Raw genomic sequence first — 14,779 nt, 5'->3', positions numbered from 1 at the left:
AAAGGTGTGATAGTGTGGCTACGGCAACAAAGAAGAAAAAATCAACAGTTAAAAAAAATCTAGTCATCGTGGAGTCGCCTGCTAAGGCGAAAACGATTGAGAAATATCTAGGACGAAATTACAAGGTTCTAGCCAGTGTTGGACATATCCGAGATTTGAAAAAATCCAGTATGTCTGTTGATATTGAAAACAATTATGAACCACAGTATATCAATATCCGTGGAAAAGGCCCTCTCATTAATGACTTGAAAAAAGAAGCTAAAAAGGCCAATAAAGTCTTTCTGGCGAGTGACCCGGACCGTGAAGGAGAAGCAATTTCCTGGCATTTGGCTCATATCCTTGATTTGGATGAGAATGATGCCAATCGTGTGGTCTTTAATGAAATCACCAAAGACGCAGTAAAAAATGCTTTTAAAGAACCTCGCAAGATTGATATGGACTTGGTCGATGCCCAACAAGCTCGTCGTGTCTTGGACCGCTTGGTAGGCTATTCGATTTCGCCAATTTTGTGGAAAAAGGTCAAGAAGGGCTTATCAGCAGGACGCGTGCAGTCTGTTGCCCTTAAGCTCATCATTGACCGTGAAAATGAAATCAATGCCTTCCAACCAGAAGAATACTGGACAATTGATGGTGTCTTTAAGAAGGGAACCAAGCAATTTCAAGCTTCTTTCTATGGTATGAATGGCAAAAAGATGAAATTGACCACCAATGAAGAGGTCAAAGAAGTCTTGTCCCATCTAACGAGTAAAGATTTTACAGTGGATCAGGTAGATAAGAAGGAGCGCAAACGTAATGCGCCCCTACCTTATACGACCTCAACCATGCAGATGGATGCTGCCAACAAAATCAATTTCCGTACTCGTAAGACCATGATGGTTGCCCAACAGCTCTATGAAGGAATCAATATCGGATCAGGTGTGCAAGGTTTGATTACCTATATGCGTACAGACTCGACTCGTATCAGTCCTGTGGCTCAGAATGAAGCGGCAAGCTACATTAACGACCGTTTTGGTAGCAAGTATTCCAAGCATGGTAGCAAGGTCAAGAATGCCTCAGGAGCTCAAGATGCTCACGAAGCCATTCGTCCATCTAGTGTCTTTAACACACCTGAAAGCATCGCTAAGTACTTGGACAAAGACCAGCTCAAACTTTATACCCTTATCTGGAACCGTTTTGTGGCAAGCCAGATGACAGGAGCTATCTTTGATACCATGGCTGTTAAGCTTTCTCAAAATGGGGTTCAGTTTGCGGCAAATGGAAGTCAAGTTAAGTTTGATGGGTATCTTGCTATCTACAATGACTCTGACAAAAATAAGATGTTGCCAGATATGGCAGTTGGAGATGTGGTAAAGCAAGTTAATAGCAAGCCAGAACAGCATTTCACCCAACCGCCTGCTCGCTATTCGGAAGCGACACTGATCAAGACCTTGGAAGAAAATGGTGTTGGACGTCCTTCAACCTACGCTCCAACCATTGAAACCATCCAGAAACGCTATTATGTTCGTCTGGCAGCCAAACGCTTTGAACCGACAGAATTAGGAGAAATTGTCAATAAACTTATTGTTGAATATTTTCCTGACATCGTAAACGTGACCTTCACAGCTGAGATGGAAGGCAAACTGGATGATGTTGAAGTTGGAAAAGAACAGTGGCAACGTGTTATTGACGAATTTTACAAGCCATTCTCCAAAGATGTAGCCAAGGCTGAAGCTGAAATGGAAAAAATTCAGATCAAGGATGAGCCAGCTGGATTTGACTGTGAGGTTTGTGGCAGTCCAATGGTGATTAAGCTAGGCCGTTTTGGTAAATTCTATGCTTGTAGCAATTTCCCAGACTGTCGTCATACACAAGCGATTGTTAAGGAGATTGGAGTCGAGTGTCCAAGCTGTCATCAAGGACAAATCATCGAACGCAAAACCAAACGCAATCGTATCTTCTATGGTTGCAATCGCTACCCAGAATGTGAATTTACTTCCTGGGATAAACCAGTTGGACGTGATTGTCCAAAATGTGGTCACTTCCTTATGGAGAAGAAAGTCCGTGGTGGTGGTAAACAGATTGTGTGTAGTAATGGCGACTACGAAGAAGAGAAAATTAAATAAAACGAAGTGTCCTGAAAATAAATTTCAGGCTCTTTTTACTTGAAGCTTGACAAATTTCCTCACTTTGTGGGAAACTAGTAGAAGATTATTTCAATTAGGAGAAGACATGCGTATTATTTACCTAAGTATTGGTTTTATTTCTTTAGCCTTGGCTCTTGTTGGGGTTGTCTTGCCCCTCTTGCCAACAACGCCCTTTCTTTTGTTAGCTATCGCTTGCTTTTCAAAATCTTCTAAGCGTTTTGAAGACTGGCTTTATCATACAAAGCTTTATCAGACCTATGTAGCTGACTTTCGGGAAACCAAGTCAATAGCGCGTGAACGCAAGAAAAAAATCATCGTATCCATCTATATCTTGATGGGGATTTCTATTTATTTTGCCCCTCTTTTGCCAGTCAAAATTGGTCTGGGAGCCTTGACTATCTTTATCACCTACTATCTCTTTAAAGTCATTCCTGACAAAGAATAGATAAAAATAGTAGTTATTTGCCTTGATAAAAATGAAAGCATATTTAAATAATATGATATAATAAATTAAAAGTAATCTTCAAGGAGAATCAAATGATTTACGAATTTTGTGCTGAAAATGTGACCTTGCTTGAAAAAGCTATGCAAGCTGGAGCTCGTCGAATCGAACTCTGTGATAATTTAGCCGTTGGCGGGACAACAACAAGCTATGGAGTAACCAAGGCAGCTGTTGAATTAGCAGCTAACTACGATACGACCATTATGACCATGATTCGTCCACGTGGTGGCGATTTTGTCTATACTGATCTTGAAATTGCCATCATGCTAGAAGACATTCGTTTAACTGCTCAAGCAGGTAGCCAAGGGGTCGTTTTTGGTGCTTTAACTGCTGATAAGAAGTTGGACAAGGTTAATCTAGAGAAGTTAATTGCCGCATCAAAAGGAATGGAAATTGTCTTCCACATGGCCTTTGATGAATTGAGCGAAGAAGACCAGTTGGAAGCTATTGACTGGCTCAGCCAAGCTGGTGTCACTCGTATCTTGACTCGTGCTGGTGTGTCTGGTGACTCGCTAGAAAAACGTTTTGCCCACTATCACAGAATTTTGGAACATGCAAAAGGTAAAATTGAAATCTTACCAGGTGGGGGGATTGACTTGGACAACCGTCAAACCTTTATCGACCAACTGGGCGTGACACAATTGCATGGTACTAAGGTTGTCTTTTAAAAAATAGAAAGGAACTGCTAGCTTTGGGTAGCAGTTTTCACTTATGTTTGAAATTTTTAAATCCTATCAGTTTAATCAAGAAAAAGCCAGTGCCTACGGTTTTATAGAAAATGAGGGAGTCTGGACCTACAGTTTCCAGATCTTGGATGGCGACTTTGTCATGACTGTGTCCATCACAACGGATAATGTGAGCTTTCAAGTTTTTGATCAGGAGACTGGTGACCTTTATCCTCAAGTCCATATGGAAAGCATGAGTGGAACTTTTGTTGGAAGTGTCCGTGAGGCTTGTTTGGAGATTCTCTATCAGATTCGGAAGGCTTGTTTTGACGTGCAGGATTTTATCTGTCCTCAGACTAAGCGCATCATGGCTCAAGTTCAAGAAAAGTATGGTGATCAGTTGGAATATCTGTGGGAGAAATCTCCTGATACAGCGGTATTACGTCATGAAGACAGTCAAAAGTGGTATGCTGTTTTAATGAGAATTCCTTGGGATAGGCTAGATAAGGGGAGAGAAGGGCTAGTGGAAGCAGTCAACCTCAAACATGACCAAGTAGCTGACTTGCTTTCACAAAAGGGTATTTACCCTGCCTTTCATATGAACAAACGCTACTGGATTAGTCTTGCTCTTGATGATAGTTTATCGGATAACGAAGTTCTAGATTTGCTAGAAATCAGTTGGAATTTGACATTGAAAAAGTAAGGAAATTCCCTTGTGTTTTTAAATACTTTCAATTAGCAAAATATTCTTTACTGAAGAAATTTTCAGAAAATATTGGATTTTTTCTTGACAAGAGATTTTTCCTATGCTAAAATACTAAACAAGATATCAAACGAAGGAGAAAGTCAAACATGAAAACAGCTAAGTTTAATCAATTTGCTTTGTTGTTGAGGTACTCGGGCTAGTGCAAAAGCATTAGTCCTGTTTGGCTTACCAAGCGGGAGTAAATCAACATCTCGCTTGGGTTTCCGAGCGAGATGTTTTTTCTATACTGAAATTTTGAAGGGGGAATTCTCATGCGTATAGTTGAGTTTTTAGATACCAGTCTCCGTGATGGTGAGCAGACACCAGGCGTTAACTTTTCAATCAAGGAAAAGGTCGCCATTGCAAGACAGCTGGAGAAATGGGGGATTTCGGCTATCGAAGCTGGTTTTCCAGCGGCGAGTCCAGATTCATTTAAAGCAGTTCAGGAGATTGCCAAGGTCTTGAAGAAAACAGCGGTGACAGGTTTGGCACGTTCGGTCAAGTCTGATATAGATGCTTGTTATGAGGCGCTCAAGGATGCCAAGTATCCTCAGGTTCACGTCTTTATCGCGACTAGTCCGATTCACCGTAAGTATAAGCTCAATAAGAGCAAGGAAGAGATTTTGGAAGCAATCAGTGAACATGTTTCTTATGCTCGTTCTAAGTTTGAAATTGTCGAATTTTCTCCAGAGGATGCAACCAGAACAGAATTGGATTTCCTCTTGCAAGTTGTTCAGACAGCTGTGGATGCAGGTGCGACCTACATCAATATCCCTGACACGGTTGGATTTACGACGCCAGAGGAATATGGTGCCATTTTCAAATACTTAATTGAGAATGTCAAGACCGATCGTCAGATTATCTATTCGCCTCACTGTCATGATGACCTCGGTATGGCTGTAGCTAATAGCCTTGCTGCTGTTAAGAATGGAGCAGGACGAGTCGAAGGAACCATCAATGGTATCGGGGAACGGGCAGGCAATGCAGCCCTTGAAGAAATAGCAGTGGCGCTTAATATTCGCCAAGATTACTACCAAGCAGAAACCAGTATTGTCCTAAACGAAACCATCAATACGTCAGAAATGGTTTCTCGCTTCTCAGGTATTCCAGTTCCTAAAAACAAGGCGGTTGTTGGAGGAAATGCCTTTTCTCACGAGTCTGGTATTCACCAAGATGGAGTTCTTAAAAATCCTCTTACCTATGAAATCATTACACCTGAATTGGTTGGTGTCAAGTGTAACAGTCTTCCACTTGGTAAATTGTCAGGTCGCCACGCTTTTGTAGAAAAACTAAGAGATTTGGCCCTAGACTTTACTGAAGAAGACATCAAACCACTCTTTGCTAAGTTCAAGGCACTAGCGGACAAAAAGCAAGAAATCACAGATGCAGATATTCGTGCTCTGGTAGCTGGAATCATGGTTGAAAACCCAGAAGGATTCCACTTTGATGATTTACAACTTCAAACCCATGCGGATAATGACATCGAAGCGCTCGTTAGTCTAGCCAACATGGATGGTGAGAAGGTTGAGTTTAATGCGACAGGACAAGGTTCTGTTGAGGCTATCTTCAACGCTATCGATAAGTTCTTCAATCAATCCGTTCGCTTGGTGTCTTACACAATTGATGCGGTGACAGATGGGATCGATGCCCAGGCTCGGGTCTTGGTCACTGTTGAAAATAGAGATACAGAAACCATCTTTAATGCAGCAGGGCTTGATTTCGATGTACTGAAAGCTTCGGCTATTGCCTATATCAATGCCAATACCTTTGTTCAAAAAGAGAATGCTGGTGAAATGGGGCGCAGCGTTTCCTACCGAGACATGCCTAGTGTGTAAAGGAGAAGGCTATGACAAAAAAAATAGTTTCTTTAGCAGGGGATGGAATCGGTCCAGAAATTATGGAAGCTGGTTTGGAAGTTTTGGAGGCCCTAGCTGAAAAAACGGGCTTTGACTATGAGATAGATGGGCGACCTTTTGGAGGGGCAGGTATTGATGCTGAGGGGCATCCCTTACCTGATGAGACCCTCAAGGCATGTAGAGGAGCAGATGCTATTCTCCTAGCGGCTATTGGTAGTCCCCAGTATGATGGGGCAGCGATTCGGCCTGAACAAGGACTGCTGGCCCTCCGTAAGGAACTCAATCTTTATGCCAATATTCGCCCCGTAAAAATCTTTGAAAGTCTCAAGCATTTGTCACCTCTCAAACCGGAACGAATTGCTGGTGTAGACTTTGTCGTGGTACGTGAGTTGACAGGTGGGATTTACTTTGGGGATCATATCCTTGAAGAGCGAAAAGCGCGTGATATCAACGACTACAGCTACGAAGAAGTAGAGCGGATTATTCGCAAGGCTTTTGAAATTGCAAGAAATCGTAGAAAACTCGTTACTAGTATCGATAAGCAAAATGTTCTAGCGACCTCAAAACTCTGGCGCAGAGTAGCTGAGGAAGTCGCGCAGGATTTCCCAGATGTGACCTTGGAACACCAGTTGGTGGACTCAGCTGCCATGCTTATGATTACCAATCCTGCCAAGTTTGATGTCATCGTGACGGAGAATCTTTTCGGAGATATCTTATCTGATGAATCAAGTGTTCTATCTGGTACACTTGGAGTCATGCCATCAGCCAGTCATTCTGAAAAAGGTCCAAGTCTCTATGAGCCTATTCATGGTTCAGCGCCTGATATTGCAGGTCAAGGAATTGCCAACCCTATTTCCATGATTTTATCAGTAGCCATGATGTTGAGAGATAGTTTTGGACATTATGAGGATGCGGAGCGTATCGAACATGCTGTTGAGAACTGTTTGGCAGCAGGAATTTTAACGAAAGATATTGGAGGACAGGCTTCGACCAAGGAAATGACAGAAGCCATCATTGAAAGACTATGAAGATAAATGAAGGAATCACGCTAGCTCTCTTGATTTGGAATTTGCTGATTTTCTTGATTTATGGCATTGACAAATCCAAGGCAAGGAGAGGTGCTTGGCGGATCCCAGAGAAGATTCTCTTGACGATAGCACTTGTCTGTGGTGGTTTTGGTGCATGGCTAGCAGGAATGACCTTTCACCACAAGACTCGAAAATGGTATTTTAAAACGGTTTGGTTCCTTGGCATGGTAACCACACTAGTAGCCCTATATTTTATTTGGAGGTAATGGATGGCAGGAAAATCGATTTTTGATAAATTATGGGACCGCCATGTCATCACAGGAGAAGAGGGGCAGCCCCAACTCATGTATGTGGACCAGCACTATATTCATGAAGTGACCAGTCCTCAAGCTTTTCAAGGATTAAGAGATGCGGGCCGCAGATTGAGACGACCAGACTTGACATTTGGGACCTTTGACCACAATGTACCAACGGTCAACATCTATGATATTCGAGATGTCATTTCCAAGGCTCAAATTGATAAGCTTGCTGAAAATGTTGAGGAGTTTGGGATTGAACATGCGGCCCACGGTTCTGAAAAGCAGGGCATCGTTCACATGGTTGGTCCAGAAACAGGACGGACGCAACCAGGAAAATTCATCGTCTGTGGAGATAGCCACACAGCTACTCACGGAGCTTTCGGAGCTATCGCCTTTGGGATTGGGACCAGTGAGGTCGAGCATGTCTTTGCTACCCAGACACTCTGGCAAGTTAAACCTAAGAAAATGTTGGTAGAATTCACTGGTGTTCCTCAAAAAGGAGTTTATTCTAAGGATTACATTCTCGCCTTGATTGCCAAGTATGGCGTTGCCTGTGGTGTAGGATATGTGGTAGAATATCGTGGGCAAGCGATTGATGCACTGACCATGGAAGAGAGAATGACTATCTGCAATATGTCCATCGAGTTTGGTTCTAAGATGGGAATTATGAATCCAGATCAGACTACCTATGACTATCTCAAGGGACGGGAATGTGTTCCCGAAGCTTTCGAGGAGGCAGTTGCCGACTGGAAGACCCTTGTCAGTGATAGTGATGCTGTTTATGATAAGGTTATCCGGATGGATGTCTCAGACTTGGCTCCTATGGTGACCTGGGGAACCAATCCTGCTATGGGCGTCGACTTTGACAGTAGTTTTCCAGAAATTAAGGATATGAATGATGAACGAGCTTATCATTACATGAACTTGGAGCCTGGTCAAAAGCCAGCGGACATTGAACTAGGCTATATTTTTATCGGGTCTTGTACCAATGCTCGTCTCAGTGACTTACAGCTGGCTGCGCGATTTGTCAAAGGGAAGAAAATTGCTCCCAATCTAACAGCAATCGTAGTACCAGGTTCTCGTCCTGTGAAACGAGCTGCGGAGAGGTTGGGCTTGGATAAGGTTTTCCTAGATGCTGGTTTTGAGTGGCGAGACCCAGGTTGCTCTATGTGCCTAGGTATGAATCCCGACAAGGTCCCTGATGGCGTCCACTGTGCTTCAACCAGCAACCGCAATTTTGAAGACAGACAAGGCTTTGGTGCTAAGACCCATCTCTGCAGTCCAGCTATGGCAGCTGCGGCGGCTATCGCAGGGCGGTTCGTAGATGTTCGGCAAATTCCAGAGGCCCCGTAAGGAGAGGATATGGAGAAATTTACAGTTTATACGGGAACGACCGTTACTCTCATGAATGATAACATTGACACTGACCAAATACTCCCCAAGCAGTTTCTCAAGTTAATTGATAAGAAAGGCTTTGGTAAGTACCTCATGTATGCTTGGCGTTATCTGGACGATAACTACACTGAGGATCCAGACTTTGTCTTTAACCGACCTGAATATCGTAAAGCTAGTATTCTCATCTCGGGGGATAACTTTGGTGCGGGGTCTTCGAGGGAACACGCAGCTTGGGCTCTAGCTGACTATGGTTTTAAGGTCGTGATTGCAGGATCTTTCGGGGACATTCATTACAATAATGAACTCAATAATGGCATGTTGCCTATTGTTCAGCCTAGAGAGGTTAGAGAGAAACTAGCCCAACTCAAACCGATCGACCAGGTAACTGTGGACTTGGAACAACAAAAAATCATCTCACCAGTTGGAGAATTCACTTTCGAAATCGATAGCGAGTGGAAACACAAGCTCTTAAATGGTTTGGATGATATCGGAATTACTTTGCAGTATGAAGATTTGATTGCTGCTTATGAAAAACAACGACCAGCCTACTGGCAGGATTAGAAAAATAGAAAAGGAACTATAGAACTATGACAAAACACATTCAATGGAACGGAACACTTTCACAAGAAGGATATGACATTTTAAAAGGTGAGGGCGGTTGTATTGTTTGCCCTACAAAAGTTGGTTACATTATCATGACGAGCGATAAGGCAGGTCTTGAACGCAAATTTGAAGCCAAAGAGCGTAACCATAACAAACCAGGTGTTGTACTTTGTGGTAGCATGGATGAGCTTCGCGCTTTAGCACAACTCAACCCAGAAATTGAAGCCTTCTACCAAAAACATTGGGACGAAGACATTCTCCTAGGTTGTATCCTTCCTTGGAAACCAGAAGCTTTTGAAAAACTCAAAGCATATGGGGATGGTCGTGAAGAACTCATGACAGACGTTCGTGGTACTAGCTGTTTTGTCATCAAGTTTGGTAAAGCTGGTGAACAATTGGCTGCCAAGCTTTGGGAAGAAGGCAAGATGGTCTACGCCTCATCAGCCAACCCATCTGGTAAAGGAAACCGTGGTAAGGTGGAAGGTATCGGAGAACGTATCGAAGGAGCAGTGGACCTTGTCATCGAAGCAGACGACTATGTGGCATCCATCCAACCTGACAAAACGATTGAAACGCGCTACGAGCAAGGTGTAATGGTGTCTATGGTTGATAAAGATGGGAAACTCATCCCAGAACAAGGAGGAGCCCGTTCAATCTCACCAGCACCAGTCGTTATCCGTAAAGGGCTTGACATTGATAAAATCATGATGCATTTGTCAGATACCTTTAACTCATGGGACTACCGTCAGGGAGAGTATTACTAAGATAAAAAAAGAAGTCTAGTGTTAAGAGTCATTGAAGCTCCTAACGCTGGGCTTTTTTTAGAAGTTCTTTTCTTTTTCTATAGGATATGATATTCTATATATGAAATATATAGTTTTTTATTCGAACATTATTATAAAAGGAGTAAGATTGATGTTGAAAAGAAAAGTTAGTCTGGAAGATTTTTATGACTGGTACCAAGAAAATAAAATAAGATTAAGAGAAGATGCATCTAAATATAGTATTTACAATGAACAATTACGTGAAGAATTTCTTAAAGAGTGGCCACTTGATAGAATTTTAACCATGTCTATTGATGATTATGTCATTGGGAAAGGTGCTAAAAGTAATTCTTTTTGCTATGCTCTTGAGACAGGAAAGTACCAATCATTATTTATGGGGATTGGTGGAGGAGGTTCTTCAAAATTTGGTATTTATTGGAATGAGGATACCAAAAACTATAAGAATCAAGCTAATAAAATCATTCCAGAATCAGAACTAGAAGACCGATTTAACAAATTAAAATTGGATTTGTATGAGATCATCCAAGTTGGTAGAATGTTGGATTTCAATAATCCTATCTTTGACATGAAAAAGTCAAAGAATGAATTTATTAGGCGTTCTGCAGTGGTAACAAAACTACTTTGTATTTATTCTGAGAATCCTTCTTTTTTAGGAGTAAATATGAATAGTCAAAATGAATTTTGGAATAGGTTGATTCCTCAAAGTAATCAAGGAGGACCCTATCGTCAGAATCATGAGATTTGTAAACTATTTTCTAAAACCTATCCTGAACTAGAATCTTCAATTTTGGGTAGTGTTTTATTTGAATATTCAAAAGATTTTATAGACAGTGATAATAAGCAAGGAGAGAAAGAAATGTCTGAACAAAATAGTATTCATCATCCCTTGAGTAATATCTTATTACAATCCAAAAACCTCATTCTCCGTGGTGCTCCTGGTACAGGAAAAACTTATCTTGCTAAAGAAATTGCTAAAGAATTAACGGGTGGCAACGAAGACCAAATCGAATTTATACAGTTTCACCCATCTTATGACTATACGGATTTTGTGGAGGGTTTAAGACCAGTATCAAATGGGGATGGAGCTATTGAGTTTAGGCTAGAAGATGGGATCTTTAAGAAGTTTTGTCAGAAGGCTAAAGAAGCTCAGAAAACTGGAGGACAAGATAATTTTGATGAAGCTTGGGATCTTTATCTTGAATATGTAAATAGCAGAGATGAAAAAGAATATTTGACAGAATTTTCCTATCTCACAGTAAATAGTAGAAATAATTTTAATATCAATTATGAAACTAAAGCCCAAGGAACTTGCTTAACAAAATCTTATGTTTATGAACTCTATAAAGATGAAAAATATCTGAAACAGCCTTATTATCGTAATCAAGGAAAAAAAGTCCTAGAAACTTTAAAGAAAAGATTTGGTCTGAAAGATTATATTTCTCCAACAGAAATTGATACTGATAAGAAATTCGTCTTCATCATCGATGAAATCAATCGTGGTGAGATTTCTAAGATTTTTGGTGAACTCTTTTTCTCTATCGACCCTGGTTATCGTGGTGAAAAGGGGAGTGTTTCCACCCAGTATGCTAATTTACATGAGTCGGATGAGAAATTTTATATCCCTGAAAATGTCTACATCATCGGAACAATGAATGATATTGATCGTTCGGTGGACACCTTTGATTTTGCTATGCGTCGTCGTTTTCGTTTTGTTGAAGTTACTGCTGAAAGTCAACTTTATATTCTAGATGAAGAACTAGGTGAAGATGCAAAAGAAGCTAAAATTCGACTAAGGAACTTGAATGCTGCTATTGAAAACGTTCAGGAATTAAACAGTCATTATCATATCGGACCAAGTTATTTCTGTAATTTAAAAAAATTGAAATATGATTATGAATTACTTTGGTCTGATTATCTCAAACCACTTTTGGAAGATTATGTACGTGGTTCTTATGATGAAGCTGAAACTCTAGAAACATTGAAAAAAGCATTCGATCTGACAAAGAATGAGCAAAAAGATCAGGCAGTAGCTGATGACAATGAAGGCGATGAAAACGATGATGCGGATCACTGATAATCAGCATAGAATTGCTAAAGAAGGTTTTGTCGCAGAATATCCCAAACTAAGTCAAGCTCTTCTTGATAGAACACTGGATAACCTTTCTAGAGAGGATAATATCTTTATTTTTCCAAATGATTTGACTCATACTCCTGATTTAGAGAAGGACCAAAAGATTTTTGAAACTGTCAATCAGGAAATTAAGACCGGAAATGTGATTGGTTTTCTGGGGTGTGGTCAGGAAAAATTGACGATTTCCTCTCGTTTTTCTGATGAAAATAACGACCATTTTTTGCATTATCTTTTACAAAAGGTTCTTCATATCAATCTCACTAGTTTAGATGTAGCTTTGTCGCGTGAAGATAAGCTCTATCAACTTTTGATGTATCTCTTCCCCAAGTATCTACAAGCTGCAATTCGAAAAGGTCTTTATAAGGAATACCAAAGATTTTCTCATAACGACAGTCATGTAAAGGGAGTGATAGATGTAAGAAATCATCTTAAGAGAAATGCTCCTTTTATGGGAAATGTTGCCTACACAACGAGAGAGTTCACCTATGATAATCCACTCATGCAATTGATTCGGCATACGATTGAGTACATAAAGATTCAAAAAAGTTTCAGATCTTTGCTTGATAATAATCGTGAAACTATAGCTGAAATTATCCGTGTAAGTCCGTCTTATAAACTCGCTGATCGTGCTAAGATTATCAGAATGAATAAAATCAAACCCATCCGACACGCCTACTTCAGAGAGTACAGAAAGTTACAGGAGCTTTGCCTGATGATCCTAAACCAAGAAAAGCACGGTTTAGGATATCAAGAGCAAAAAATCCATGGTATTCTTTTTGATGTTGCCTGGCTTTGGGAAGAGTATGTTTACACCTTGTTGCCAAAAGGTTTTGTACATCCCAGAAATAAGGATAAGACGGATGGAATTTCAGTATTTTCTGTTGGGAAACGAAAAGTATATCCAGATTTTTATCATAAAGAGTTAAAAATAGTTCTAGATGCTAAATATAAAAAACTTGAAGATACTGAGAAAGGAATCAACCGTGAGGACTTATTCCAGCTGATTTCCTATTCTTATATTTTAAAAGCTGAGAAAGCTGGTCTTGTTTTTCCGAGCAAGGACAAGGTTGTTGATAATGAAATAGGAAAGCTAGCAGGTTATGGAGCTTTGTTGAAGAAATGGTCTATCCAAATTCCTCAGAATGCTTCATCCTACAGTGCGTTTTGTAAAATGATGGAAAGTTCCGAAGAAATTTTTAAAGCGATTATTGATGAAGAAGTGGGGAGAAAGTAATCTCTTCGCTTTTTTTGCTATTTATATAAGTAATTTCCGAACGATATAATTTGATTATTAAAAATATTTGACAAAAACTGTACTTTGGTTTATAATAAGTCAAGGAAACGTCGGAAAAAGGCGTAGGGATGCGTAAGCATAGGTAGGTCATTACAAAAGAAACGAGACATCGATATGTTAAATGAATTTCCAATTTTTGATTACGAAGATATTCAGTTGATCCCAAATAAATGTGTCATTAAAAGTCGTGCAGAAGCAGACACGAGTGTCACACTTGGAAATCACACTTTCAAACTACCTGTTGTACCAGCAAATATGCAGACGATTTTGGATGAGAACGTAGCAGAACAACTGGCTAAAGGTGGCTACTTCTACATTATGCATCGTTTTGATGAGGCTGGGCGCATTCCTTTTATCAAACGCATGCACGATCAAGGGCTTATTGCTTCCATTTCTGTCGGTGTCAAGGATTACGAGTATGACTTTGTTAGCCAGCTCAAGGCTGATGCTCCTGAGTATATCACGATTGATATTGCTCATGGTCATGCGGATAGCGTGATTTCTATGATTCAACACATCAAGAAAGAATTGCCAGATACTTTTGTCATTGCTGGGAATGTTGGAACTCCAGAAGCTGTTCGTGAATTGGAAAATGCCGGTGCGGATGCTACTAAGGTTGGAATCGGTCCTGGTAAGGTTTGTATCACCAAGGTCAAGACTGGTTTTGGTACAGGTGGCTGGCAGTTGGCAGCACTTCGCTGGTGTGCTAAAGCGGCTCGTAAACCGATCATCGCTGATGGTGGGATTCGTACTCATGGCGATATTGCTAAGTCTATCCGTTTCGGTGCCAGCATGGTCATGATTGGTTCCCTTTTTGCAGGACACATCGAAAGCCCAGGAAAGACGATTGAAGTCGACGGTGAACAGTTCAAAGAATACTATGGTTCAGCTTCTCAATATCAAAAGGGTGCTTATAAAAACGTGGAAGGAAAACGCATCTTACTTCCTGCCAAAGGACATTTGCAAGATACCCTTACTGAGATGGAGCAGGATCTGCAAAGTGCCATTTCCTATGCAGGTGGACGCAAGGTTGCTGACCTCAAGCACGTTGATTATGTGATTGTGAAAAACTCTATCTGGAATGGTGATGCATCCCACTAATGGACGCATACTCCATCCATAAAAAACTTGTTATTAGAGCAAATTTCTGTTATAATAAGACAAGTTTCCACCCTTAGTGTAATGGATATCACGTAAGATTCCGGTTCTTGAGATGGGGGTTCGATTCCCTCAGGGTGGATGCAAATAGCCTAAGAAAGCCTTATTCAAAGGCTTTTTTCTTTATTTCGCTCCAAATTTGCCCCTAAAATTGAAAAGTTTGTTCTAAAAAATGCTCAAATCCCCTCTAGTCCC

The 14,779-nt window shown here is 40.7% G+C and carries 13 protein-coding genes and 1 tRNA gene; all 14 read left to right on the top strand.

The annotated features are described in order from the left end of the window. Positions 1–14 precede the first annotated feature (14 nt). The 14 genes from topA (at position 15) to ACIY19_RS02740 (ending at position 14,666) form a co-directional block, all read left to right on the top strand. Positions 15–2,102, top strand: a complete 2,088-nt coding sequence (topA, locus tag ACIY19_RS02805; RefSeq protein ID WP_409002643.1) for a type I DNA topoisomerase — start codon at positions 15–17, stop codon at positions 2,100–2,102. Between the two features lie 106 nt (positions 2,103–2,208). After that, entirely contained in the window at positions 2,209–2,568 is a 360-nt protein-coding gene (locus ACIY19_RS02800) for a YbaN family protein (RefSeq protein WP_001220358.1), read from the top strand. A gap of 92 nt (positions 2,569–2,660) precedes the next feature. Beyond that, positions 2,661–3,293 carry a copper homeostasis protein CutC gene (locus ACIY19_RS02795; RefSeq protein WP_409002642.1) on the top strand — a complete coding sequence of 211 codons (633 nt, stop codon included), beginning with the start codon at positions 2,661–2,663 and terminating at the stop codon, positions 3,291–3,293. Between the two features lie 43 nt (positions 3,294–3,336). Then, positions 3,337–3,993 (top strand): MmcQ/YjbR family DNA-binding protein, encoded by a 657-nt coding sequence (locus tag ACIY19_RS02790; RefSeq protein WP_409002641.1) that lies wholly within the window; start codon positions 3,337–3,339, stop codon positions 3,991–3,993. A gap of 314 nt (positions 3,994–4,307) precedes the next feature. Further along, complete coding sequence (locus tag ACIY19_RS02785) at positions 4,308–5,870, top strand: 2-isopropylmalate synthase (protein WP_409002640.1); 1,563 nt, start codon at positions 4,308–4,310, stop codon at positions 5,868–5,870. A gap of 11 nt (positions 5,871–5,881) precedes the next feature. After that, positions 5,882–6,919 (top strand): 3-isopropylmalate dehydrogenase, encoded by a 1,038-nt coding sequence (leuB, locus tag ACIY19_RS02780; protein ID WP_045594891.1) that lies wholly within the window; start codon positions 5,882–5,884, stop codon positions 6,917–6,919. After that, a complete protein-coding gene (locus ACIY19_RS02775; RefSeq protein ID WP_409002639.1) occupies positions 6,916–7,185 on the top strand; it encodes a DUF1294 domain-containing protein in 270 nt (89 codons plus the stop codon). Before leuB ends, ACIY19_RS02775 begins: the two co-directional genes overlap by 4 nt. Positions 7,186–7,188: 3 nt before the next feature. After that, positions 7,189–8,571: a 3-isopropylmalate dehydratase large subunit gene (leuC, locus tag ACIY19_RS02770; RefSeq protein ID WP_409002638.1), complete on the top strand. Its 1,383-nt coding sequence runs from the start codon at positions 7,189–7,191 to the stop codon at positions 8,569–8,571. 9 nt (positions 8,572–8,580) lie between these two features. Further along, on the top strand, positions 8,581–9,174 hold the full coding sequence (gene leuD / locus ACIY19_RS02765) for a 3-isopropylmalate dehydratase small subunit (protein ID WP_409002637.1): 594 nt from the start codon (positions 8,581–8,583) through the stop codon (positions 9,172–9,174). A 26-nt stretch (positions 9,175–9,200) separates the two neighbouring features. Then, positions 9,201–9,980: an L-threonylcarbamoyladenylate synthase gene (locus ACIY19_RS02760; protein WP_409002636.1), complete on the top strand. Its 780-nt coding sequence runs from the start codon at positions 9,201–9,203 to the stop codon at positions 9,978–9,980. Between the two features lie 151 nt (positions 9,981–10,131). Next, positions 10,132–12,075, top strand: coding sequence for an McrB family protein (locus ACIY19_RS02755; RefSeq protein WP_409002635.1), 1,944 nt, complete (start codon positions 10,132–10,134; stop codon positions 12,073–12,075). Continuing rightward, positions 12,059–13,366, top strand: a complete 1,308-nt coding sequence (locus tag ACIY19_RS02750) for an McrC family protein (RefSeq protein WP_409002664.1) — start codon at positions 12,059–12,061, stop codon at positions 13,364–13,366. Before ACIY19_RS02755 ends, ACIY19_RS02750 begins: the two co-directional genes overlap by 17 nt. A gap of 174 nt (positions 13,367–13,540) precedes the next feature. Further along, positions 13,541–14,527, top strand: coding sequence for a GMP reductase (locus ACIY19_RS02745; RefSeq protein ID WP_000931163.1), 987 nt, complete (start codon positions 13,541–13,543; stop codon positions 14,525–14,527). Between the two features lie 67 nt (positions 14,528–14,594). Further along, positions 14,595–14,666, top strand: a tRNA-Arg gene (locus ACIY19_RS02740). The last annotated feature ends 113 nt before the right edge of the window (positions 14,667–14,779 follow it).

Source organism: Streptococcus sp. ST14 (assembly GCF_046098195.1).
Taxonomy (GTDB): domain Bacteria; phylum Bacillota; class Bacilli; order Lactobacillales; family Streptococcaceae; genus Streptococcus.
This window is presented reverse-complemented; position numbering and strand designations above follow the sequence as displayed.